Source organism: Amycolatopsis camponoti (assembly GCF_902497555.1).
Classification (GTDB): Bacteria; Actinomycetota; Actinomycetes; order Mycobacteriales; family Pseudonocardiaceae; genus Amycolatopsis; species Amycolatopsis camponoti.
Genome location: NZ_CABVGP010000003.1, coordinates 1696979 through 1719963, shown reverse-complemented (window position 1 = coordinate 1719963; position 22985 = coordinate 1696979). Strand labels below are relative to the sequence as shown.

Genomic DNA, 22985 nt, shown 5'->3' with positions numbered 1-22985 from the left:
GCGATCGCCGGGATCGCCGCCGGGTTCACTCGGACGGGTGTTAGAGCTTCACCATCGGCACGCTGCCGATCAGCATCAGGCGGACCTTGCCCGCCGCACCGAAGTCGATGGTCGCCGTGGCGCGCGGGCCGACGCCGTCGCACGAGATCACCGTGCCCAGGCCGTACTTGTCGTGGCTGACCCGGTCGCCGACGTCCAGCTTCAGCGCCACCGTGTCCTTCCAGCCCTTGCCGAACGACGGCGTGCCCGAAGAAGACGGTGAAGACGTCCGGCGGCCGCCCCAGGTGGTCGCCGCGCGCGGCGTGCCGCCACCCCGCGAACCCGACCCGAACCCGAACCCGCCGCTCGACGGCTCCAGCCGCCGCCAGTCGACGAGGTCGCCCGGCAGCTCGTCGAGGAACCGCGAAGCCGGGTTCATCGACGGCTGCCCCCAGGCCGACCGCGTGATCGCGCGCGAGACGTACAACCGCTTGCGCGCCCGCGTGATCGCGACGTACGCCAGCCGCCGTTCCTCGGCCAGCTCGGTCGGGTCGCCCAGCGCGCGCATGTGCGGGAAGACGCCGTCCTCCCAGCCGGTGCAGAACACGACCGGGTACTCCAGGCCCTTCGCGGTGTGCACGGTCATCAGCGTGACGACGCCCGCGCCGCCGTCGCCTTCTTCGCCGCCGTCGGGCGAAGGCACCGAATCGGCGTCCGCCACCAGCGACACGCGTTCGAGGAACGCGGGCAGCGAGCCCGGCGCCGGCACCCCGGGCTCCACGACCAGCTCGGCGTTCTCGTCCGCGACGACCTCGGCGGTGATCTCGGTGAACTCCCGGGCGACGGTGATGAGCTCGTCCAGGTTCTCCACGCGCGTGTGGTCCTGCGGGTCGTCCGACTCCTCGAGCTCGACGCGGTAGCCGGTCTTCTCCAGCACCGCTTCGAGGACGTCGTGGACCTCCGCGCCGGAAGTGATCAGGTCGCCCAGCTCGTCGAGCATCCCCACGAACCCGCTGATCGCCTTGACCGAGCGCGGGTTCAGCAGCGCCACCTTGCCCTCGGCGGCGTCCCGCAGCGCCGCCGCGAACGACACCCGCTCGCGCTCGGCGTGCGTCGCCACCACGGCTTCCGCGCGGTCGCCGATGCCGCGCTTGGGCACGTTCAGCACGCGCCGCAGGCTGACCGTGTCGTCCGGGTTCGCCAGCACGCGCAGGTACGCGATCATGTCGCGGACTTCGCGCCGCTCGTAGAACCGCACGCCGCCGACGACCTTGTACGGCAGGCCGAGCCGGATGAAGATCTCTTCGAAGACGCGGGACTGGTTGTTGGTGCGGTAGAAGACGGCGACGTCGGAGTAGTCGGCTTCGCCCTTCTCCGCCAGCGCGTCGATCTCGTTCGCGACGAACGCGGCCTCGTCGTGGTCGTTGTCCGCGACGTAGCCGACGATCTTCTCGCCCTCGCCCGAATCCGTCCACAGCCGCTTCGCGCGCCGGTTCGGGTTCCGCTCGATGACGGCGTTGGCCGCGGACAGGATCGTCTGCGTGGAGCGGTAGTTCTGCTCCAGCAGGATGGTGTGCGCGTTCGGGAAGTCCCGTTCGAACTCTTCGATGTTGCGGATCGTGGCGCCGCGGAAGGCGTAGATCGACTGGTCCGCGTCACCGACGACGACCAGCTCGGCCGGGTCGACGCCCGATTCGTTCGGCGTGGTCCCGGCCAGCTCGCGGACCAGCGTGTACTGCGCGTGGTTCGTGTCCTGGTACTCGTCGACCAGCACGTGGCGGAAGCGCCGCCGGTAGTACTCGGCGACGGCCGGGAACGCCTGCAGCAGCGAGACCGTGCGCATGATGAGGTCGTCGAAGTCGAAGGCGTTGGCCTGGTTCAGCCGCCGCTGGTACTCGACGTAGACCTCGGCGACGCGCCGCTCGAGGTCGTTGGCCGCGTTGGCCGACGCCTCTTCGGGGTCGACGAGCTCGTTCTTCAGGTTCGAGATGTGGATGGCCAGAGTGCGGGCGGCGTAACGCTTCGGGTCGATGTCGAGGTCCCGCGCCACGAGCGTGATGAGCCGCTTCGTGTCGTCCGAGTCGTAGATCGAGAAGCTCGACGACATGTCCAGCGTCTTGGCTTCCCGGCGCAGGATCCGCACGCACATCGAGTGGAACGTCGACACCCACATCGCGTTCGCGCGGCGCCCGACGAGCGCGGCGACGCGCTCGCGCATCTCGGCGGCGGCCTTGTTGGTGAACGTGATCGCCATGATCTCGCCCGGGTGCACGCGGCGTTGCCCGAGCAGGTAGGCGATCCGGCGGGTCAGCACCCGGGTCTTGCCCGATCCCGCACCCGCGACCACCAGCAGCGGGCCACCGGCGTGGGTGACGGCTTCGCGCTGGGACGGGTTCAGGTCCTCGAGCAGATCGGCCTGCCCGCCGGAAGCGGGCTTGCGCGCGGGGGTCTCGGCGGGGAGATCGAAGAGGGTGTCCATCGTCTGTCCACGCTACCCCGGGCGGGTGGGCTACCGCGTCAGGCGTAGGGCGAGATGTCGCCTGGCGTCCGACGCGCGGCGGGCCCGCCGCGCGGAGCATCGGCGGACATGGAAGACAAGCGCACCGCCCGCATCCGGGCCGCCGACGCCGATCGCGAACGCGTCGCCACCACCGTCCAGACCGCCGGCTCCGAAGGCCGGCTCACCCTCGAAGAGGTCGAAGAGCGCCTCGCCCACGTCTATTCCGCCCGGTTCACCGACGAGCTGACCGAGCTCACCGCCGACCTGCCGCGGCCCGTGCCGGCCCGGCCGGGCTTCCCGCTGACCCGGGCCGCGCTGCGGCGGTACCCGGCGCTGCGCCTGCACCTCGCCGTCGTGGTCGCGATCGCCGTGGTCGCGATCGTCCGGTGGGCGGTGCTGGGCGCCGGGTTCTTCTGGCCCGCCTTCCCGATGTTCTGGCTCGCGGTGAGCCTCTTCGTTCATGCCGGGGTGCGTTCGGCCCGGGAGCGGGCCGGTGCGGCTGTGCCATACTGAAACCGTGCGGCACCACGCAGAGCGATTTTTTTACGGGACCCGGACTCCGGCTCCCGTGATCGCGTAGTGCCCGAACCGCCATCACGCCAGCCCCGGAGTCCACGGACCCGGGGCTGTCGCCGTCCCAGGGGCCGGATCCGGGCACCGAGGGAGAGGTCCCGATGAACGCACACGCGACGAACGCCGATGGCCAGCCCGCCGAGGACACCCCGGCCGGGGACGACATCGCGTCGCTCCGGCAGGAGATCGACTGGCTGGACAAGGAGATCCTGCGGCTGGTGAAACGCCGGGTCGAGGTGTCCAAGGAGATCGGGGCCGCGCGGATGGCCGCCGGTGGCACGCGGATCGTCTACAACCGCGAGATGGACGTGCTCGAGCGCTACCGCGAACTCGGCCCGGATGGCCGCCAGCTGGCGATGGCGCTGCTGAACCTCGGCCGCGGCAGGCTCGGCCGGTAACGGTTGTCCGAATTCCGGGTCTTCCCTGAGGCACCGGTGACCCGGCTGCGGGCAGACTGTGGTCATGGACTGGCTCGTGAACCTCATCGCCGTCATCGTCGCGCTCGCGAGCGTGCTGGCCGCGCTGGGCCATGTGGGGTATCTGGCGATGCTGAACAACGCGGCGGGTAAGCGGGCCGGCGGTGCGCCGGTCGCGCAGTACGTCCGCGGTCGCTGGGCCGTTGCGGGCGGTACCACCGCGGCCTCGCTGTTCGCCTGGTTGCTCACGGCCGGGGGACCGACGCTCGACATCGTGGCGATCCTGCTCGCGGCGGGTAGCGGCGTGGTGGCGACCAAGGCCCTGCAGTCGACGCGTGACCGTTACCGCACCGGCGGCTGAAACCCGCTGAACTGGGCCGATGGCGCTGCGTGAGACTGCGCAGCGTCACTTTCCCCCGTTCGGTCGCGCCCGACCGAGTGAAACCTCTGCAACTTGCAGGTTTGGGGGCGACTTTCTACGCCGGATGCTCCTAGGGTTGACGCCGTGAGGACCCTTGCGTTCGGGTCGGGCGGAGCCCGCAGGACGCGCGGGGGCACCGGCCCCGCGCGCCCAGTCTCGCATGCGCGTGCATCTGCGCAGGATTCGGAACGCGAAGCCGCTCGTGAGGATGGTGCTCCGATCGGGTTCTCCTGCCACCGGACGGCGTCACGGCCGGACCGCCGGGTGGTCGAGTCGGCATGACCCAAGGCACGGAGTTCCACGGACGCGGCGGTGCGCCCGCGCATCCCGGGCGGCACCGGCTCGGCGGCACGGACGGCTGGACGCCCCCGCTCCCCCAGAACCGCGCCGGCCGGCGGCACGCGGCCGGCCCCGCGCCGGTCGACCCGCCCGTGTCCGGGTCCCTTCCCCTCGCGCAGCCGATGTCCGGTGGGCTCCCCCTGCCCCAGCCGACGTCCGGCGCGCTCCCCCAGCCGTCCCTGCCCCAGCCCCGCGACCGGCGCCCCGTGCCCCCGCTGTTCCCCGCCTCGCACGGCAGCCTGCCCCTGGACGACGTCGAGCCCGAGGCGCCGTCGCGCCCCGAGACCCGCGCCGACCAGGCCGCGCGCCGCACCCGCGTCTCGCTGGCCACCCCGCAGCCGCGCGGCGTGGACCAGGTGGACCAGGAGGACGACGACGTCCGCGTCTACGCGGCACCCCCGATCGACGGGCTCGGCGTCGGCGGCTTCACCATCGGGTCGGTGCCCGCCTCCGTGACCCCGCCCAAGACGTGGCGGAAGGCGGCCTGGTTCGCCACCGGCGCGTCCGGCGCCGTGGTCGTCGGGCTGCTCTTCGCCGGGTCCTACCTGGTCGGGAAACCGCCGGTGGACCAGGCCGTGCAGGGCGCGTGGCCCGGCTACCAGGGCGCGCCGACCGTCATCGACCCCACGGGCGAGACCGAGCCGCCGTCCCGGCAGGGCGGTTCCGCGCCGGCGCCGGACGACAGCACGCCGACGCCGGACAAGCCGGCCGGGCGGACCAGCGGCGGTGGCGCGGGCCCCGTCGACGGCGTCCCCTCGCCGCCGATCACCGACAGCGGCGCAGGTTCGCAGACGTCCGGCACCACCACGCCGAACGGACGGCCGCAGAAGCCCGCGGTCACGCCCGCCCAGCGCGAGACCCCGGTCAAGCCGCCCTGGTGGTACTCCTTCCCGCCGGACGCCCAGACCATGGGCGACAACTCGGAGAAGTTCTTCAACACCGTCACCACCGACCCCGCCGCGGCGTCGGCGGTGACCACCGGAGAGCTCCACGACCAGGGCCCGCAGGCCCTCGCCGAGCGGTACGCCGGCGTCGCCTACTTCGAGGTCCGGAAGATCAGCATCGACCAGCAGCGCGGCGTCACGGTGAACACCGTCGAGATCACCCGCACCGACGGGTCCAAGACGATCGAAGAGCGCACGCTGACGTTCGGGGACGGCGACAAGATCGCGGCTGACGGCCAGTAACCGACCCTGCACGTGCGGTTCGCCCGTTCCGATGCACGTGCGGTGCGCCGAGCGGTTACCCCTGGTCCGGGTGGGTGACATAAGCTGCCGCTCGTCGTATCGCGATGGCATTCCGGCGACAGAGCCTGGTGATGCCCGTCCGCACAGGGTTACCTGACGACAGCGGATCCGGAACCGGCCACGAGTCGGCCATCCGGACCAACGGAAGCCCGGCCGAACGGCCGTGTGACCGCCCCGGAACCCCAGAGCGAGGACATTCGTGCTTGATCGGCAGCGCACACGGCGTGAGGTACCCAACGCCGTCCGCGTCGAGGACGTGATCCCGGCCGAGATTCTCGACGGCGTCGGCGACGCCGACCGCGACTATCTCGAGCAGGTCTTCCGTGACCCGCAGCGGTTCCTGCCGCCGCGGCCGGAACCCGTGCGCGAGCCGGCGCAGGCCGAGGACGCCGACGAGCCGGAGAGCCGGTTCGTCCGCCGCGCCAAGCTGGCCGGGCTCGTCGCCGCCGGGGCGCTCGTCGCCGGCGCGGTGGTCGCCGCGCCGATGCTGACCAGCGCGCACCGCGCCGTGTCCGAAGGCGCCCAGTCCACGCCCGCCGGGTTCACCGGCGCCGCGGAGCTCGGCGGCCTCGCCGTCCCACAGCACCAGGCCGGTGGCGGCGCGCCCGAGCAGCCCAGCGCCCCGACCGCGGGCACGCACTCCGGAGGCGGCCCGTCGGCCGACGAGTCGACCGGCAACGGTCCGCGGACCCAGGCCGCGCCGGCCACCACGAACGAGGTGCCGGACAAGGCCGCCGACGCACGCAGCGCGAGCCGGAAGATCCAGGCCGTCAAGGACTTCTACGCCGCCATCGCGCGGGATTCGGCGGGCGCGCTCGCGCTGCTGAGCCCGTCGCTGGCCGACGGCGCGGCCGGTGAGCTGGTCCGCACGTGGAGCTCGATGGACGCCATCGACGTCCAGGAGGCCGACACGCAGATCAACCCGGACGGCTCGATCCTCGCGGTCGCGACGCTCCACCGGCCGGACGGCGCCCTGGTGCGCGTGACCCAGCTGTTCCGGGTCGCCGACACGGGCGGGTTGATCACCGAAGCCGAGCTCGTCTCGGCCCAATACATGTAGCCCTGGGCGATCACGCCTTCACCCGTGGTTCAAGTGCCTGTACCGGATTCGTGTGCGCAGAGTGAGCGCCTAGCCTTGTCACGGGCCGATCTCGGGAGAGGCGGCCCACAGCCCACGACATGTGCATACGCTCCAGCGAAGCGGCGTGCGCGTGGCCGCGTCACCAGGCACCGATCCTCACGCCCTGGTGAAGTCGGAGCCCAAAGGGAGGTCGCGTGAGCGACGAGGGTCGCCTGGTCGCCGGTCGGTACCGCATCGCCGGCCGGATCGGCACGGGCGCGATGGGGGCCGTCTGGCAGGCGCATGACGAAGTCCTGGGCCGCACCGTGGCCATCAAGCAGCTTCTGCTCCAGCCGCACCTGGACGAGCACGACGCCGAGGACGCCCGGCAGCGGACGATGCGCGAGGGCCGGATCGCCGCCCGCCTGCACCACCCGAACGCGATCTCCGTCTTCGACGTCGTCACCGACGACAACGGGCAGCCGTGCCTGATCATGGAGTACCTCAACTCCACCAGCCTGGCCGCCGTGCTGCAGGAACGCCGCACGCTGCCGCCGACCGAGGTGGCGCGCATCGGCGCCCAGGTCGCCGCGGCGCTGCGCGAGGCGCACGCGGTCGGCATCGTCCACCGCGACATCAAGCCGGGCAACATCCTGCTCGGCGCCAACGGCGTCGTGAAGATCACCGACTTCGGCATCTCCCGCGCCAAGGACGACGTCACGGTCACCAAGACCGGGATGATCGCCGGCACCCCGGCGTACCTGGCCCCCGAGGTCGCGATCGGCGGCGACCCCGGCCCGGAGTCCGACGTCTTCTCCCTCGGGTCCACGCTCTACGCCGCCTGCGAGGGCCAGCCGCCGTTCGGCTTGTCCGAGAACACGCTGAGCCTGCTGCACGCGGTCGCGGCCGGGCAGATCAACCCGCCGCGCCAGTCCGGCCCGCTGGCCAGCGTCCTGGCCGTGCTGCTGCACCCGGACATCCAGCACCGGCCGACCGCCGAAGAGTGCGAGGAGCTGCTCGCGGCCGTCGCGCGCGGTGAGCTTCCGCTCGGCGGGCCGTCGGACGAGACCATGATGGCGCCGTCGGCGGGTGTCCTGGGAGCGGGCGCGCTGGGCGCGGCGGCCGCCGCGGACCCGAACGCGACCCAGATGTTCGACGAGATCCCCGCGGGCCACTCGGGCAGCCTGCTCGACAACCAGGCCCCGACGCAGGCCGTGCCGTACTACGACGAGGACGACTACCCGGAGGGCACCGGCTACCCGGAGGACGACTACGACGGGTACGGCCGCTACCGCGACGACGAGCAGCAGTACGCGGCCGGAGGCGTGCCTCCCGGCCTCGCCGCGACCCGCGCGGTGCCGGTGCCCCCGCACGACCAGGGCCCGTACGCGGACGATTACGACGACTACGACGACGAGCCCGCCCCGCCGCCCCCGCCGCGGCGCGCGCAGACCAGCCCGGCCGACGATGACGACGAGAAGCCCGGTGCCTGGAAGCGCCCGGCGATCATCGGCGGCATCGTGGTCGTGGGCCTGGTCGCGCTGGCCGTCTGGCTGCTGAACCCGAACAACCCGGAAACGCCTGCCTCGCCGATTTCGAGCAACAAGCCGACCCCGGTCGCGACGTCGTCGTCGCAGGCTTCGACGACGGAGGAGCCGACCGAGACGGCCGACGTCCCGCCGCCGGTGTCGGAGACGACCTCGTCGAAGCGCACGACCTCTCGGCAGACCGAGCCGGAGAAGACAACGACTCCGAAGACCACGCCGAAAACGACGCCGCCGGAAACCACGCCCGTCGAGACAACGCCCACCACGCCGTCGACGACAACTACGCCGCCCGCCGGCAACCCCTGATCATCCGAGGTTTGTGTTGAGCTCTGAAGGCACCATCGTCGGCGGCCGGTTCCGGCTGGACCAGCCGATCGGCCGCGGCCGCGCGGGCATCGTGTGGCTGGCGTTCGACACGCGGCTCTTCCGCACCGTCGCGATGAAGCGGATGTACCTGCCGGTCGGCGCCGGCGAGCGCGCCGAGCAGGCGCGCGCGGGTGCCATGCAGGAGGGCAAGGACGCGGCCCGGATCGAGCACCCCAGCGCGATCAAGGTGTTCGACGTGCTGCCCGACGGCCAGGACGTCTGGCTGGTGATGGAGTACATCCCGTCGCGCAGCATGGCGACGTTCCTCGCCGAGCACGGCCGCCTCACCCCCGACCAGGCGGCGCAGCTGGGGATCCAGCTCGGCAACGCGCTCTCCGCGATCCACACGGCCGGGTTCGTGCACCGCACGCTCGAACCGGGCACGGTGCTGCTGGCCGACGACGGCGGCGTGAAGCTCACCGACATCGGCATCAGCGGCGGCGGACCCCACGCGGCCTACGTGGCGCCTGAGGTCGCGCGGGGGCTGCCCCCGACGCCGGCCGCGGACGTCTTCTCGCTCGGCGCGACGCTGTACACGTCCGTCGAGGGCGTGCCGCCGTTCGGGGAGGACGGGCAGTCGTCCGAGCGGCCGGCGCAGAACGCGGGCGTGCTGACCGCGGCGCTGCGCAAGATGCTGCGCTCGGACCCGACGACCCGGCCGACGATGGCCGACACGGTCCGTTCGCTGAGCGCGATCACCGAGGGCCGCGAGACGGCGTTCATCCCGCCGACCAACCCCGGGATCCCGCCGCCCCCGCCCCCGCCGTTCAACCCGGGGCTGGCGGCCGCGGCACCGCCGATGCCGCCGTCGGGACCCCAGTTCCAGCAGCAGGTCCCGGTCGCCGCGCCCGGCTACTCCTCGGCCGAGGAGACGCAGCGGATGCAGCCGGTACCGCCGCCGACGCAGTACGCGCCGTCGCCCGCGCCCGGACCCCAACCGCAGGCCGGGGCGTGGACTCTGCCGGTGTCGAAGAAGACGCTGATCACCATCGCCGCGATCCTCGCGGCCGTGCTGGTCGGGATCCTCGTCTCGGAGCTGTTCTTCGTCTAAGCCACCTTGGCGGTCGCCGCGCGCATGGCTTCGAGCAGCGTGCGGACGGCCGGGTGGCCCCACGCCCGTGACGCGACCGCGGCGTGGATCGCGCGGACCGGCTCCGGGTTGCGGATCTTGCGGACGACGACGCCGGGGTGCAGCGCGCCGAGCCCCAGCTCCGGGATCAGGCCGACGCCGATGCCGGCGGCCACGAACCCCTGCGCCGTCTGGTAGTCCTCGGACTCGACCACGACGTTCGGCGCGAACCCGGCGGACGCGCAGGCGCTGTCCAGGATGTCGCGGCAGACGCCCGGCAGGCCGTCGACGCCGACCCACGGCTCCTCGGCGAACTCCGTCAGGTCGAGCACGCGCTTGCGGGCCAGCGGGTGCGTCTTCGGCAGCACGGCGCGGTAAGGGTCGTCGAGCAGGTGGACGAGCTCGACGCCCTTGCCGGGCTGCCTCTTGCGCGGGAAGACGGTGATCGCGACGTCGGCGTCACCGGCTTCGACCTCCGTCATCGGGTCGTCGGGCTCGACCAGCTTGAGGTCCAGGCGGACGCCGGGGTGCTCGCGGCGGACCGCGGCCGTGGCGGGCGCGACCAGGGACGCGCCGGCCGTCGAGAAGTAGCGGATGGCGACGCGGCCGATGCGGCCTTCCTTCAGCTCGGTCAGCGCCGCTTCGGCCTTCGCGAGCTCGGAGCTCAGCGTCTCGGCGTGCTCGGACAGCAGCGCGCCCGCCGGTGTCGGCCGCACGCCGCGGCCGACGCGTTCGAGCAGTTCGGTGCCGGCTTCGCGTTCCAGCGCCGAGAGCTGCTGGCTGATCGCGGACGGCGTGTAGCCGAGGTTGCGGGCTGCGGCGGTGATCGACCCACTGGTGATCACGGCGCGGAGGACCTGCATGCGGCGGACGTCGAGCATGCCCCTGATCGTACAGCTGAGCTTAACGGTTCATGCAGTTATTTTCGCTTGTCCTTATGTCTTTCCCGGACGAAGCTGGCGCTTGATCGGAGAAGGAGGAACTGGGGTGGGCGAGTCGAAGACCCTGCTGAGGATCGCCGCGCTGGCGTTGATGTGGGGCTCGAGCTTCTTCTGGATCAAGCTGGGGCTGGGCATGTTCTCGCCGGTGCAGCTGGTGCTGGCGCGGCTCGTGCTCGGCGCGGCGATGCTGCTGGTACTGTGCCGGCTGCAGCGGGCCCGCCTGCCGCGCGACCGGCGGATGTGGGGTCACCTGGCCGTGGCGGCGTTCTTCCACAACGCGCTGCCGTTCCTGCTGTTCGCGATCGGCGAGACGACCGTCGACTCGGGGATCACCGGGGTGCTGAACTCGACGACGCCGCTGTGGGTGCTGCTGGCGGCGCCGATGATGGGGACGTCGTCGCGGATGACCGGGACTCGGCTGGCCGGACTGCTGGTCGGCCTCGGCGGGATCCTGCTGATCTTCGCGCCGTGGCAGGCGTCGGGGCTGCTGAGCTGGGGCGCGCTGGCGTGCCTCGCGGCGGCGGCGAGCTACGGCTTCGCGTTCGTCTACGAGGGCAAGTACCTGTCTTCTTCGTCGTCTTCGCCGTACGCGCTCTCGGCCGGGCAGATGGTGCTGGCCAGCGGGATGCTGGTGCTGGCGCTGCCGGCGGGCGGGTTCACGCCGGTGCACGTGTCCACCGGGCCACTGCTGGCCGTCCTGGTGCTGGGCATCGGGTCGACGGGCATCGCGTTCGCGCTCAACTACCAGCTCCTGGCGAGCGAGGGCGCGGTCGCGGCGTCGGTCGTCGGCTACCTGCTGCCGGTGGTCTCGGTGCTGCTGGGCGCGGTGTTCCTGGGCGAACAGCTGAACCTGCGGGTGATCGCGGGCATGGTGGTCGTCCTCGGCGGGGTCGCGCTGACCCGCCTCCAGAAGCCGGAGCGAGTGGCCGCGGAACTGCCCCGTGACCAAGCGGATGGGCTTGGTGACGACACCACCGGGCACGCGCCGCGGCCGCTCGCTCCTCTGGCGGACTGAGGGTCAGACCAGGCGGCGGTCGGAGGCCCAGCGGGAGAGCTCGTAGCGGTTCGAGAGCTGGGTCTTCCGCAGGACGCTCGACACGTGCGTCTCGACGGTCTTGACCGAGATGAACAGCTCCGACGCGATCTCCTTGTACGCGTACCCGCGGGCCAGCAGCCTCAGGACGTCGCGCTCGCGGGGGGTCAGCAGGTCCAGCTCGGGGTCGTTGATCGGGGCGGAGCCCGGGCGGTCGGCGAACGCGTCCAGCACGAACCCCGCCAGCCGCGGGGAGAACACCGCGTCACCGTCCGAGACGCGGACCACCGCGCGGACCAGCTCCTTCGACGAGATCGTCTTCGTCACGTACCCGCGCGCACCCGCGCGGATGACCGCGATGACGTCCTCGGCCGCGTCGGAGACCGACAGCGCCAGGAACACCACGTCCGGCAGCTCCGGGCGGACGCGGCGCAGCACTTCGGCGCCGCCGCCGTCGGGCATGTGGACGTCGAGGAGGACCACCTGGGGCTTCGTCCGGGCGATGCCGGCGACCGCCTCGGCCACCGAGCCTGCCTCGCCGACCACCCGGACCTCGTCGGTGATCGAGTCGAGCTCGGTGCGGACACCCGCGCGGAACAGCGCGTGGTCGTCGACGAGGAACACCTTCACCGGTTCGCGCTGGGTGTCAGTCACGAGTTCGAGCATAGCCGCCTCACGCTGCTCCCTTACCCGCTTTCACCGGCATGGCGAGCTGCACTTCGGTGCCCTCCCCCGGCGCGGTGCGCACCTTGCACGTGCCGCCGTGGCGGGTCATCCGGCCGCGGATCGAGTCGGCGAGGCCGTGGCGGTCGTCCGGGACCAGGTCGGGGTCGAAGCCCTTGCCGCGGTCGCGGACGAACACCGTCACCGACGTCGGCTCGACCTCGGCGAAGACGCTGACCTCCTCGACGCCGGCGTGCTTCGCGGCGTTGACGATCGCTTCGCGCGCGGCCTGGACGAGCGCCACCAGCGAGTCGTCCAGCTCGGCGTCGCCGACGACGACCTGGCCCACGGAGATCGCGAACGTGTCCTCGACCTCGCCGCACGCCGTCGCGAGGGCTTCGGACAGCTGGCCGCTCGCCTCTTCGGCGGTCTCGACGGGCTTGCCGTAGCCGTTCGGGCCGTAGAGCCAGCCGCGCAGCTCGCGTTCCTGGCTGCGGGCCAGCCGCGCGACCTCGCGCGGCTGCTCGCTCTGCTTCTGGATCAGCGCGAGCGTCTGCAGGACGGAATCGTGCAGGTGCGCGGCGATCTCGGCGCGTTCGTCGGTGCGGATGCGGGCCTTGCGCTCGTCGGAGAGGTCGCGGACCAGCCGCAGCCAGAACGGGATGGTCAGGACGGCGACGCCGATGAGCGTCGCGACGACGGCGATCAGGGCGAACTGGACCTGGTCGAACGTGCCGCTGCGCAGCACGACGACGGTGATGCCGGTGATGACCAGCGCGACGCCGGCGACGATCCGGATCGCGGCCGACCAGCCGCCCCCGCCGAGGAAGGCGCCCGCGAAGCCGTCCTTCGCGCCGACCCGCCAGCGGCGGCGCTGCGACTCGTCGGCCTCACGCCAGACGACGGCGAGACCGATCATGGCGACGGCGAGCGGCACGGCGACCCAGCCGCTGATGAACCCGGTGAGCGTCCCGCTGGCGACGGCGAGACCGACCCCGAGCGCGATCAGGCCGAACGCCTGCTGCCGCTCCTTCGAGGTGGGCGCCTTCGCGGTTTCTTCGGTCTGCTGCTGGACGAAGACCCAGAGGAGCCCGTAGGCGAGCAGGCCCGCGCCGTTCAGGGCGGCGAGCAGCGCGAAAGCCGTCCGCACCCACAGGACGGGCACCCCGAGGTGATCGGCGAGCCCCCCGGCGACGCCGGCGATGGCCCGGCCGGACCGGCGCCGGAACATCTTGGGCTTGTCCGGGACGGCCACCTGGTCGGGGGCTACGTGGTCGAGGGCTTCCTGCACGTGGTCCATGGTCACACGCAGGGGCGTGCGCTTCCATCGGGGAAGTCCCCGATTCCGGACCCGGCCCCGGAACCCTCTCCGGGAAACCTCAGGGACCATCCCGGATGTCCGCCGATCTCCCGTGCCGCATGCTCTTCGGTATGAGTGGTGCGAGTGAGACACGGGCACCGAAGCCGAGTCCGTTGAACGGCTTCGAGGAGACCGTGAAGGACTTCTGGGTGAGCCGGCCGAGGCGGCCGCACGTGGGGCGGAAGGTGGCCGGCGTCGCCGCCGCCATCGGGTACCGGTACGGGATCGATCCCGTCGTCGTGCGGATCGCGCTCGTGGTCGCGACGATCTTCGGTGGCTTCGGCGTCCCCTTCTACCTGCTGGGGTGGCTGTTCCTGCCGGGCGAGAGCGACGAGGTCTCCGGCTTCGAAAGCCTGATCGGCCGCGGCCGGTCGTCGGTTTCGCCGGCCTTCGCCGTCGTGCTCAGCGTGCTGACCGTCGTCAGCGTCGGGGGCAGCTTCAGCGGCTCCTGGTTCGACGGCGGCGCCCTCATCAGCTTCGCCCTCATCTCCATCGCGCTCTACCTGCTGCACCGCAACCGCGGCCAGGAGAACCGGCCCGCGCCGGTCGTTTCGCGGACACAGGCCTTCACCGGGAACGGAGCCTTCACCATGACCGACACCGCGACCGCGCCCGCGGAGGCGAAGCCGGGGTGGGACCCGCTCGCCGCCGACCCGGCCGGCTGGGACCTGCCTGACCCGCCGTCGACGCAGCCGCCGCCCGCGCCGCCGATGCACCACCGCGACCGCCGGCCCGAACGGCGCCGCAACTCCAAGGTGGGCTCGGCCACGTTCGCGCTCGCCGTGCTGACCGCCGGCGGTGGCGTGCTCGCCAACCTCAACGGCGCCACGTGGTTCTCCGCGCAGCACATCGTCGGCCTCGTGCTCGGCGTGGTCGGGATCGGACTGGTCACCGGCGCGTTCGCCCGCGGCGGGCGGGGCCTGATCGGGCTCGCCGTGCCGCTCGCGATCGCCGGGATGGTCCTGACGACCGTGCCGTTCGAGAACTTCGACTTCCGCGGCGGTGCGGGCGACCTGCACGAGACCCCGCACTCGGTGACCGACCTGAAGCCGCTCTACCAGCACGCCGCGGGCGACATCGACCTCGACCTGACCGCGTTGCCGGCCGGCTCGCCGATCACCACCAACGTGATCAACGGCGCCGGCGACACGACGGTCACCGTGCCGGACACCGCGGACGTCACCTACGACTGCCACACCGGCGCCGGCAACACGCAGTGCTTCGGCCACGAGGCCGACGGCATCAGCCAGGACGCGCTGACCGGCGTCGACTACGGCACGGACGGCCCCGGCGGCCAGCAGATCACCCTGCACGTCAAGAACAGCGTGGGCAACGTGGAGATGCGCCGTGGCTGACCAGAACCCCTACGCCTACGACAACCCGCAAGAGGCCCCGCCCGCGAAGCGCGGTGGCGTGGACGTCTTCACCCTGATCGTCGGGGTCGCGACGCTGCTGATCTCCGCCTACGTCCTCTCGGACGGCGCGAGCTGGCTGCCGCAGTTCGACTTCCGCTGGGTGATCGCCGGCGGCGCGGTGTTCGTGGGGCTCATGCTCCTCGGCGCGTCGTTCGGCAGCAAACGCCGCCGATAACCGAAGACACTCGAGGCCCTGGATCCCACGCCGGGGCCTCGAGTCCTGTCCGGGCCCTTACTCCCACTCGATGGTGCCCGGCGGCTTGGACGTCACGTCCAGCACCACCCGGTTGACCTCCGCCACCTCGTTGGTGATGCGCGTGGAGATCCGCTCGAGGACGTCGTAGGGCAGGCGCGTCCAGTCCGCGGTCATGGCGTCTTCGGACGACACCGGCCGCAGCACCACCGGGTGCCCGTAGGTCCGGCCGTCGCCCTGGACGCCGACGCTGCGGACGTCGGCGAGCAGCACCACCGGGCACTGCCAGATGCTGCGGTCCAGCCCGGCCGCCGTCAGCTCCTCGCGCGCGATCAGGTCGGCCGCGCGCAGGGTTTCCAGGCGCTCGGCGTCGACCGCGCCGATGATGCGGATGCCCAGGCCGGGGCCGGGGAACGGCTGGCGCTGGACGATCGTCTCGGGCAGGCCCAGCTCCAGGCCGACGCGGCGGACCTCGTCCTTGAACAGCAGCCGCAGCGGCTCGACGAGCTCGAACTCCAGGTCGTCCGGCAGGCCGCCGACGTTGTGGTGGCTCTTGATGTTGGCCGTGCCCTCGCCGCCGCCGGACTCGACGACGTCCGGGTACAACGTGCCCTGGACCAGGAACTTGTAGTCGCCCACGGCCTTGAGGTCGCGCTCGGCCTGCTCGAAGACGCGGATGAACTCACGCCCGATGATCTTGCGCTTCTGCTCCGGGTCGGTGACGCCGGCGAGCGCGTCGAGGAAGCGTTCCCGCGCGTCGATCGTGACGAGGTTGACCCCGGTGGCGGAGACGAAGTCCTGCTCGACCTGGGTGCGCTCGCCCGCCCGCAGCAGGCCGTGGTCGACGAACACGCAGGTCAGCCGGTCGCCGATGGCGCGCTGCACCAAAGCGGCGGCCACCGCGGAGTCGACCCCGCCGGACAGCCCGCAGATCGCCCGGCCGTCGCCGATCTGCTCGCTGATCCGCTGGACCTGCTCTTCGACGATCGACGATGTCGTCCACTGCGGCTCGATCCCGGCGATGTCGCGCAGGAACCGGCGAAGCACCTCCTGGCCGTGCGGCGAGTGCGCGACCTCCGGGTGGTACTGGACGCCGGCGAAGCGGCGCTCGACGTCTTCGAAGCCGGCGACCTCGGCGCCGTCGGAGGAGGCCGTGACGACCGAGCCCTCCGGGGCCTTGGTGACGCTGTCGTTGTGGCTCATCCACGCGGGCTGGTGCGCGGGCAGGCCGGCGTGCAGGACACCGCCGTCACCGGTCACGCGGACCTCGGTGCGGCCGAACTCGCGGACGCCGGTCGGCTCGACGACGCCGCCGAGCGCGCTGGCCAGCAGCTGGTGGCCGTAGCAGATGCCGAACATCGGGACGCCGGCTTCGGTGAGCTTCGGGTCCATGCCCGGGGCGCCTTCGGCGTACACGCTCGAAGGGCCGCCGGAAAGGATGATGGCCGCGGGGTTCTTCGCGAGGATCTCTTCGGTGGACGCGCTGTGCGGCACGACCTCCGAGTAGATCTGTGCCTCGCGGACGCGCCGGGCGATCAGCTGCGCGTACTGCGCCCCGAAGTCCACGACGAGAACCGGACCGGTGGGGTTGGGCACCTGAGGACCTCCTGGCAGCGGCGGGATTCCCCACCATCGTCCCAGGTGGGCTGGGTCACCCCGGATTCAGGGCCGTCCCTGTCCTCGATCGGGCCTACGGTGCCCGTCATGGCTGTGAACTGGACGAAGGAACTGACCGACCAGCTCGACTTCCACTGGAACGTCCTGGTACGCCCGAAGCTCGAAGGGCTCACCGACGAGGAGTACTTCTGGGAGCCGGCGGCGGGCTGCTGGACCGTGCGCCCGCGCAAGTCCGACGACGAGCCCGGCACGGGCCCGTTCACCATCGACTTCGCGTTCCCGGAGCCGACGCCGCCGCCGGTCACGACGATCGCGTGGCGGCTCGGGCACATCCTCGTCGGCGTGCTCGGCGCGCGGATCGGGTCGCACTTCGGCGGCGCGCCGATCGGCTACGACAGCTACCCCTACCCGGGGACGGCCGCCGAAGCGCTGTCGGAGCTCGACAAGCTCTACGCGCAGTGGATCGAAGGCGTCCGGGGCCTCGACGAGGAAGCCCTGGCCCGGCCGTGCGGCCCGGCGGAGGGCCCGTACGCCGAATACCCGATGGCGACGCTGGTGCTGCACATCCACCGCGAGATGATCCACCACTGCGCCGAGATCCTGCTGCTGCGCGACCTCCACCGGAGCCAGGCCGATTACCGGCCCGGCCAGAAGTAGGCCGGCCCTCGAGCGGCACGTGACCATTGCGGCGAACCGATCCGGCCGTGGCTGTGGCCGGGTCGGTCATCATCAGCACTGTAACGCCGAGTCACCGTCGGCCCGATTCACGGGTATCGAGGGCGGCCCCGGCCGGGGCCCGCCGCCTAGGGGGACCCGCGCATGCTCTACCGACTCCGCCCGCCGGACCGCCTGACGTGGTGTGACGTACCCGGGTACGCGGTCTGCCGCGCCGACGACCAGCCACCGCCCGACTGGGAGGAGCTGTCGTGGGTGCCCGCCGAAGCGCGCGCGTTCAGCAACGACCTCCTGCGGATCGCCGTCCGGTACGGCGTGCGCTCGGGCGGTGGGATCGTCCTCGACGCCCGGCACACCGAGGACCTGGGCCGGGCCGACGAGCTGCGGTGCGACCGGATCGCCGCCGCCCACGCCCGGGCGGAGCTGCGCAGCGGTGCGAGCGGGCAGCCGGTGGGCGTGCTCGGCTCGGAAGACCACGAGTGGGACCGCACCGAGGAGGCGGCTCGCAAGGCCGAAGCGGATCTCGCCGAGCTCCTCGCGGTGCCCGTGCGGATCGACCTCGTCGCGCACTGGCAGCGGCTCGGCGGGCGCTACCCGGACTGAGGAACGGACGGACCGGAGCCACCCCACCGGGACTCCGGGCCGTCCGCGGTCACCGCCCCGGGCGCGGCAGGAGCAGGAAGCCGAGCGCCATCCCCAGCAGGCAGGGCAGGCCGTGGTTGTCGTGGACGACCGTGTCGACGACGGCCAGCACCGGCACGGCGAACGCCATGACGCGGAACTGCACCGGCAGCAGCACGCCGTAGCGGCGCGAGGCCACCATGACCACCGCCGTCAGGCCGCCGATGAGGCCGACGACGCACATCGAGTTGCCCGCGCCGACCGGGTTCAGCCAGACGTAGCTCATGAACTGGCCGAACAGGCCGCAGCCGAAGTACAGCAAGAGCCAGCGAGCACGGCCGAACACCCGCTCGGCGAGCGTGCCGAAGACCGCCAGCCAAAGCAGGTTCGAGACCAGGCCGAACGCCAAGGCGTCCTGGAAGAACATCCCCGTGACCAGGCGGTACCACTCGCCGTCGTCGATCCTCGCCGCGTCGCGGACGACCGCGTCGTACAGCGGCCGGTGCGCCAGCTGCGCGATCCCGCACGCCAGCGTCACCAGGAACACCGCGGCGGTGAGGTACGGGCGGCGGGCTCCCAGCGTGAGTCGCCCGAACGGGCTGCGGGATGCGGCGCGGGTGGTCATGGACGAAAATCTAGGCGCGACAACGCCGCCGTACCCCCGACGTTTGTCACGAACCTCCACGGGAAGGCACTGGCATGCGAGCGACAGTCATCTACGGCGCCGGCGACGTCCGGGTCGAGACCGTTCCCGACCCGAAGCTGGCCGAGCCCACCGACGTCGTCCTGCGGGTCGTGCGGTCCTGCATCTGCGGGAGCGACCTCTGGCCGTACGCCGACATGGAGCCGCGCGAGCACGGCCGCCGGATCGGGCACGAGTTCCTCGGGATCGTCGAGGAGACCGGCGCCGACGTCACCACGGTCAAGAAGGGCGACCTCGCCGTCGCGCCGTTCGTGTGGTCCGACAACACCTGCGAGTTCTGCCGCGAAGGCCTGCAGACGTCGTGCCTGCACGGCGGCGGCTGGGGCGCGAAGGGCGTCGATGGCGGCCAGGGCGAGGCCGTGCGCGTCCCGCAGGCCGACGGCACGCTGGTCAAGCTCCCGCCCACCGAGGACGACGACCTGCTCGCGTCCCTGCTCACGCTGTCGGACGTCTTTTCCACCGGCCACCACGCCGCAGTGAAGGCGCGTGTGAGCGAGGGCCAGAACGTCACCGTGATCGGCGACGGCGCCGTCGGGCTTTCCGCCGTCCTCGCGGCGAAGCGCCTCGGCGCCGGCCGGATCGTCCTGATGGGCCGGCACCGGGCCCGCACCGACCTCGGCCGCGAATTCGGCGCGACCGACGTCGTCGCCGAACGCGGCGAGGAGGGCGTCGAGAAGGTGCGCGAACTGACGAACGGCCGGGGCACGCACGCCGTCCTCGAGTGCGTCGGCACGAAGGGCGCCTTCGAGATGGGCATCGGGGTGGTGCGCGCGGGCGGCGCGGTCAGCCGGGTCGGCCTGCCGCAGTACGAAGAAGGCCCGATCGGTGTGGGCGTGTTCCGCCGCAACGTCACCATCACCGGCGGGGTCGCCCCGGCCCGGCACTACATCCCCGAGCTGCTGCCGGACGTTCTCGACGGCCGGTACCAGCCCGGCCGGGTCTTCGACCGGACCATCGACATCGAGGGCGTGCCGGACGGCTACCGCGCCATGGCGAACCGCGAGGCGCTGAAGGTGCTCATCAAGCCGTGACCCGTCCGGGTGGGTTCCACTTTCGGGGGTTCCCACCCCGCATTGCCGATCCGGCCAAAGCAGGCCGCGCCCGAGCAGCACGTAATCGCTGCTCGGAGAGCCGTCGGCCGTGGCTGCGGTCGGATTGGCAATGAACGGCACAGTACGTTGGTACGCATGGACATGATCACCCCCGAGCCGCGTCCCGCCTGGATCGCCGGCCGCCCGGAGGCGGGCGCCACCACCCTCGTCGTGCACCACCCGTACGACGGCAGCGAGGTCGCGACGGTCGCCGTGCCCGGGCCGGAGCAGGTCGAACGCGCGGTCGCCGCCGCGGTGTCGGTCGCTCGCGAGCTCCGCGCCACCCCGGCGCACGTGCGCGCGGGCGCGCTCGAGCACGTGTCCCGGGTGCTCGCCGCCCGTGCCGAAGAGATCGCCGAGGTCATCACGGCCGAGAACGGCAAGCCGCTCAAGTGGGCCGAAGCCGAGGTCAACCGCGCGGTGTCGGTGTTCCGCATCGCCGCCGAGGAGGCCCGCCGGTTCACCGGCGACGTCCAGCGCCTCGACACCGACCCGGCGGGTGAGGCGCGGCTGGCGCTGACCCGCCGCGTGCCGCGCGGGCCGGTGCTCGGCATCGCACCGTTCAACTTCCCGCTCAACCTGGTGGCGCACAAGGTCGCGCCGTCGCTGGCGATCGGTGCGCCGATCATCGTCAAGCCGGCCCCGCGGACGCCGCTGTCGTCGCTGATCCTCGGCGAGATCCTGGCCGAGACGGACCTGCCCGAGGGGTCGTTTTCCGTGCTGCCGCTGGGAAACGACGAGACGAAGGCGCTCGTCACCGACCCGCGGCTGCCCGTCGTGTCGTTCACCGGCTCGGGTCCGGTCGGCTGGTCGCTCAAGGACGCCGCGCCGCGCAAGCACGTCGTGCTGGAGCTGGGCGGCAACGCGGCGGCCGTCGTGCTGCGCGACTGGCCCGACCCCGAAGGCGCCGCGCACCGCATCGCCACCTTCGGCAACTACCAGGCCGGACAGTCCTGCATCGCCGTGCAGCGGGTGATCGTGGACGCCGCCGTCGCGGACGAGTTCGTGCCCGCGCTGCTGGAAGCCGTCGAGTCGCAGCGCATGGGCGACCCGTACGACCGCAACACCGACGTCGGCCCGGTCGTCGACGAGGCCGCCGCCGAGCGGATCGTCGCGTGGGTCGCCGAGGCCGTCGACGCGGGCGCGAAGCTGCTCACCGGCGGCACCCGCGACGGCGCGACCGTGGCCCCGACCCTGCTCACCGACGTCCCGGCGGACACCAAGGCCTGGGCCGAAGAGATCTTCGGGCCCGTGCTCGCGGTGTCCGTTGTGGACGGTGTGGACGAGGCCTTCCGCTCGGTCAACGAATCCGCGTACGGCCTGCAGGCCGGCGTCTTCACCACCGACGTCCAGCTGGCGTTCCACGCGTCGGCGGAGCTGGAGGTCGGCGGCGTGATCATCGGCGACGTCCCGTCCTACCGCGCCGACCAGATGCCCTACGGCGGCGTCAAGGGCTCCGGCGTCGGCCGCGAAGGCGTGCTGGCCGCGATGCACGACCTGACCGAGGAGCGCGTCACCGTCTTCACCGGCATCGACCTCTAGACGACGAGGCCCTGCCCGAACCGGAAGACGTTTTGGGGGTCGTACTTCCTCGCGACGTCCTGCAAGCGCTTCGCGTTGTCGCCGTAGTAGGCGGCCTTCCAGTCGGGCAGGGCCGGGTCGATGTAGTTGACGTACCCGCCGCCCGCGCCGGCCGCGGCGAGGCCCGCGACGACCTCACCGACCGACTGCGCCACCTTCGCCTGGGTCTTCACCGTCGCGGGCGCGTAGATCTGCACGCTGGCCAGCGCGTCGCGGTGCCAGAACGCCGTCGCGTCCTTCGCCGGCTCGCCGACCTTGCCGCCGAGGCCGTCGATGAGCAGGTCCATCCCCGCCCGGCCGTCGGCGAGAGCGACGACCTTCGCCGGGTCGACCGGGTTCGTGATGATCCGCGACGACGCGACGAAAGACTGCCGGGCCGAGCTGCCCGAGAAGTAGTTCATGGCGCCGAGGTAGTCCAGGCTCTTCACGGTGCGCTGCGTCGGCCGCGCGCCGGCGTTGGTCGTGAGGTTGTTCAGCAGCGTGTTCAGCCCGGACGGCGGACCGACGTAGCAGCCGCCGACGCGGCACTGCACCGGAGAGCCGCCGGAGATCACGATGTTGGCCCACAGCTCCGGCGGCATCGCGGCGATCCACTGCTGCCACGCGCCGAGCACGCCGGCCGCGGAACCGGACGGGAAGCGCAGCGAGAACACCGTCAGGTTCGGCGCGGGGTCGGTTTCGAAGGTGAACTGGGTGACGATGCCGAAGTTGCCGCCGCCCCCGCCGCGCAGCGCCCAGAACAGGTCCGGCTCGGAGCTCGCGGACGCCGTCACCACCTTGCCGTCGGCCGTGACGACCTGCGCCGAGCTCAGGTGGTCGCAGGTCAGGCCGTACTTGCGGGAGAGCACGCCGATGCCGCCGCCGAGGGTCAGCCCGGCGATCCCGACCGTCGGGCAGGAGCCGGCGGGCAGCGCGCGCCCGGCCCGCGCCAGCCCGGCGTACACGTCCTTCAGCTTCGCGCCCGCGCCGATGACGGCCTGGGTGCCCTGGATGTCCACTTTGTTCATCCGGGACAAGTCGATGACGAGCCCGCTCTGGGGAACCGAGTAGCCGGCGTAGGAGTGGCCGCCGCTGCGCGCGGCGAGCGTCACGCGCCCGGCGGCGGCCTGGACGCAGGCCTGCACGTCCTCGGCGCTCGACGCCGAGGCGATGGCGACCGGGTTGTTGCCGTCGAAGAGGGGGTTGAAGGCGCGTTTGGCGGTGTCGTAGCCGTCGCCACCCGGGCGCACGACGCCGCCGGCCAGCTTGCCGCGCAGGTCGTCCCAGTTCGGCGGACCGGTGGGCAGCCGGGTGGTGGGCGGCCCGGACGTCTCGGGCGGCGGCGCGCCCGTCGAAGCGGCGGGGGCCGAAGGGGTGCCCGGCCCGCACGCGGCGGCGACGGCACCGGCCGCCGACACGCCCGCGACCCGGAGGAACGCCCTTCTGTCCATGTGGTCGAAGACGTGCGGCCGTCCGCCGGGTTGCCCGGTCACCGGGCCGGCCTGCTCACGCTGTCCACATCGGACTCCTCGCTGCCGGGGACGCCCAGTTTAGGGCCGGACCCGGGGTTTCGCGCCCCTGATCGGTACACGGAGG

The 22985-nt window shown here is 72.2% G+C and carries 21 protein-coding genes; 14 read left to right on the top strand and 7 right to left on the bottom strand.

The window, feature by feature from the left end:
• Nucleotides 1-40: 40 nt before the first annotated feature.
• On the bottom strand, nucleotides 41-2458 hold the full coding sequence (gene pcrA / locus AA23TX_RS44865; RefSeq protein WP_155548951.1) for a DNA helicase PcrA: 2418 nt from the start codon (nucleotides 2456-2458) through the stop codon (nucleotides 41-43).
• 108 nt (nucleotides 2459-2566) lie between these two features.
• Between pcrA and AA23TX_RS44860 the strand changes: the two genes are divergently transcribed.
• The 7 genes from AA23TX_RS44860 to AA23TX_RS44830 all read left to right on the top strand — a co-directional run bounded on the left by AA23TX_RS44860 (nucleotide 2567) and on the right by AA23TX_RS44830 (nucleotide 9499).
• Entirely contained in the window at nucleotides 2567-2992 is a 426-nt protein-coding gene (locus AA23TX_RS44860) for a DUF1707 SHOCT-like domain-containing protein (protein ID WP_155548950.1), read from the top strand.
• Between the two features lie 161 nt (nucleotides 2993-3153).
• Nucleotides 3154-3450 (top strand): chorismate mutase, encoded by a 297-nt coding sequence (locus AA23TX_RS44855; protein ID WP_155548949.1) that lies wholly within the window; start codon nucleotides 3154-3156, stop codon nucleotides 3448-3450.
• Between the two features lie 64 nt (nucleotides 3451-3514).
• Nucleotides 3515-3829: a hypothetical protein gene (locus tag AA23TX_RS44850; RefSeq protein WP_155548948.1), complete on the top strand. Its 315-nt coding sequence runs from the start codon at nucleotides 3515-3517 to the stop codon at nucleotides 3827-3829.
• A gap of 338 nt (nucleotides 3830-4167) precedes the next feature.
• On the top strand, nucleotides 4168-5415 hold the full coding sequence (locus AA23TX_RS44845) for a hypothetical protein (RefSeq protein ID WP_196425883.1): 1248 nt from the start codon (nucleotides 4168-4170) through the stop codon (nucleotides 5413-5415).
• A 259-nt stretch (nucleotides 5416-5674) separates the two neighbouring features.
• On the top strand, nucleotides 5675-6535 hold the full coding sequence (locus AA23TX_RS44840) for a hypothetical protein (RefSeq protein ID WP_155548947.1): 861 nt from the start codon (nucleotides 5675-5677) through the stop codon (nucleotides 6533-6535).
• A gap of 215 nt (nucleotides 6536-6750) precedes the next feature.
• Nucleotides 6751-8388, top strand: coding sequence for a serine/threonine-protein kinase (locus AA23TX_RS44835; protein ID WP_155548946.1), 1638 nt, complete (start codon nucleotides 6751-6753; stop codon nucleotides 8386-8388).
• A 16-nt stretch (nucleotides 8389-8404) separates the two neighbouring features.
• Nucleotides 8405-9499, top strand: coding sequence for a serine/threonine-protein kinase (locus tag AA23TX_RS44830; RefSeq protein ID WP_155548945.1), 1095 nt, complete (start codon nucleotides 8405-8407; stop codon nucleotides 9497-9499).
• Here the strand turns inward: AA23TX_RS44830 and AA23TX_RS44825 are convergent.
• Complete coding sequence (locus tag AA23TX_RS44825; protein WP_155548944.1) at nucleotides 9496-10398, bottom strand: LysR family transcriptional regulator; 903 nt, start codon at nucleotides 10396-10398, stop codon at nucleotides 9496-9498. The genes AA23TX_RS44830 and AA23TX_RS44825 overlap by 4 nt on opposite strands.
• A gap of 106 nt (nucleotides 10399-10504) precedes the next feature.
• On the opposite strand from AA23TX_RS44825, the gene AA23TX_RS44820 reads away from it, so the two are divergent.
• Nucleotides 10505-11473: a DMT family transporter gene (locus tag AA23TX_RS44820; RefSeq protein WP_230863086.1), complete on the top strand. Its 969-nt coding sequence runs from the start codon at nucleotides 10505-10507 to the stop codon at nucleotides 11471-11473.
• A gap of 3 nt (nucleotides 11474-11476) precedes the next feature.
• On the opposite strand, the gene AA23TX_RS44815 is transcribed toward AA23TX_RS44820, so the two are convergent.
• Together AA23TX_RS44815 and AA23TX_RS44810 are read right to left on the bottom strand one after the other, a co-directional pair.
• Complete coding sequence (locus AA23TX_RS44815; protein ID WP_155548943.1) at nucleotides 11477-12157, bottom strand: response regulator; 681 nt, start codon at nucleotides 12155-12157, stop codon at nucleotides 11477-11479.
• A gap of 7 nt (nucleotides 12158-12164) precedes the next feature.
• The gene (locus tag AA23TX_RS44810; protein ID WP_155548942.1) at nucleotides 12165-13460 is read right to left on the bottom strand and encodes an ATP-binding protein; all 1296 of its coding nucleotides are present in this window, start codon (nucleotides 13458-13460) and stop codon (nucleotides 12165-12167) included.
• Between the two features lie 125 nt (nucleotides 13461-13585).
• On the opposite strand from AA23TX_RS44810, the gene AA23TX_RS44805 reads away from it, so the two are divergent.
• Nucleotides 13586-14869 (top strand): PspC domain-containing protein, encoded by a 1284-nt coding sequence (locus AA23TX_RS44805; RefSeq protein ID WP_155548941.1) that lies wholly within the window; start codon nucleotides 13586-13588, stop codon nucleotides 14867-14869.
• On the top strand, nucleotides 14862-15104 hold the full coding sequence (locus AA23TX_RS44800) for a hypothetical protein (protein ID WP_155548940.1): 243 nt from the start codon (nucleotides 14862-14864) through the stop codon (nucleotides 15102-15104). The genes AA23TX_RS44805 and AA23TX_RS44800 overlap by 8 nt, the downstream gene beginning before the upstream one ends.
• Nucleotides 15105-15161: 57 nt before the next feature.
• Here the strand turns inward: AA23TX_RS44800 and guaA are convergent, their stop codons facing one another.
• A complete protein-coding gene (guaA, locus tag AA23TX_RS44795; RefSeq protein WP_155548939.1) occupies nucleotides 15162-16718 on the bottom strand; it encodes a glutamine-hydrolyzing GMP synthase in 1557 nt (518 codons plus the stop codon).
• Between the two features lie 108 nt (nucleotides 16719-16826).
• On the opposite strand from guaA, the gene AA23TX_RS44790 reads away from it, so the two are divergent.
• Both AA23TX_RS44790 and AA23TX_RS44785 read left to right on the top strand, forming a co-directional pair.
• The gene (locus tag AA23TX_RS44790) at nucleotides 16827-17396 is read left to right on the top strand and encodes a DinB family protein (protein WP_155548938.1); all 570 of its coding nucleotides are present in this window, start codon (nucleotides 16827-16829) and stop codon (nucleotides 17394-17396) included.
• Between the two features lie 162 nt (nucleotides 17397-17558).
• Nucleotides 17559-18017: a hypothetical protein gene (locus AA23TX_RS44785; RefSeq protein ID WP_155548937.1), complete on the top strand. Its 459-nt coding sequence runs from the start codon at nucleotides 17559-17561 to the stop codon at nucleotides 18015-18017.
• Nucleotides 18018-18066: 49 nt separating this feature from the next.
• Here the strand turns inward: AA23TX_RS44785 and AA23TX_RS44780 are convergent, their stop codons facing one another.
• Nucleotides 18067-18660 (bottom strand): rhomboid family intramembrane serine protease, encoded by a 594-nt coding sequence (locus tag AA23TX_RS44780; protein ID WP_155548936.1) that lies wholly within the window; start codon nucleotides 18658-18660, stop codon nucleotides 18067-18069.
• Nucleotides 18661-18734: 74 nt separating this feature from the next.
• Between AA23TX_RS44780 and AA23TX_RS44775 the strand changes: the two genes are divergently transcribed.
• Together AA23TX_RS44775 and AA23TX_RS44770 are read left to right on the top strand one after the other, a co-directional pair.
• Complete coding sequence (locus AA23TX_RS44775) at nucleotides 18735-19769, top strand: zinc-dependent alcohol dehydrogenase family protein (RefSeq protein ID WP_155548935.1); 1035 nt, start codon at nucleotides 18735-18737, stop codon at nucleotides 19767-19769.
• 156 nt (nucleotides 19770-19925) lie between these two features.
• On the top strand, nucleotides 19926-21371 hold the full coding sequence (locus tag AA23TX_RS44770; protein ID WP_155548934.1) for an aldehyde dehydrogenase family protein: 1446 nt from the start codon (nucleotides 19926-19928) through the stop codon (nucleotides 21369-21371).
• Here AA23TX_RS44770 and AA23TX_RS44765 read toward each other — a convergent pair.
• Entirely contained in the window at nucleotides 21368-22840 is a 1473-nt protein-coding gene (locus AA23TX_RS44765) for an FAD-binding oxidoreductase (protein WP_155548933.1), read from the bottom strand. The two genes, AA23TX_RS44770 and AA23TX_RS44765, sit on opposite strands and share 4 nt — an antisense overlap.
• Nucleotides 22841-22985 lie beyond the last annotated feature (145 nt).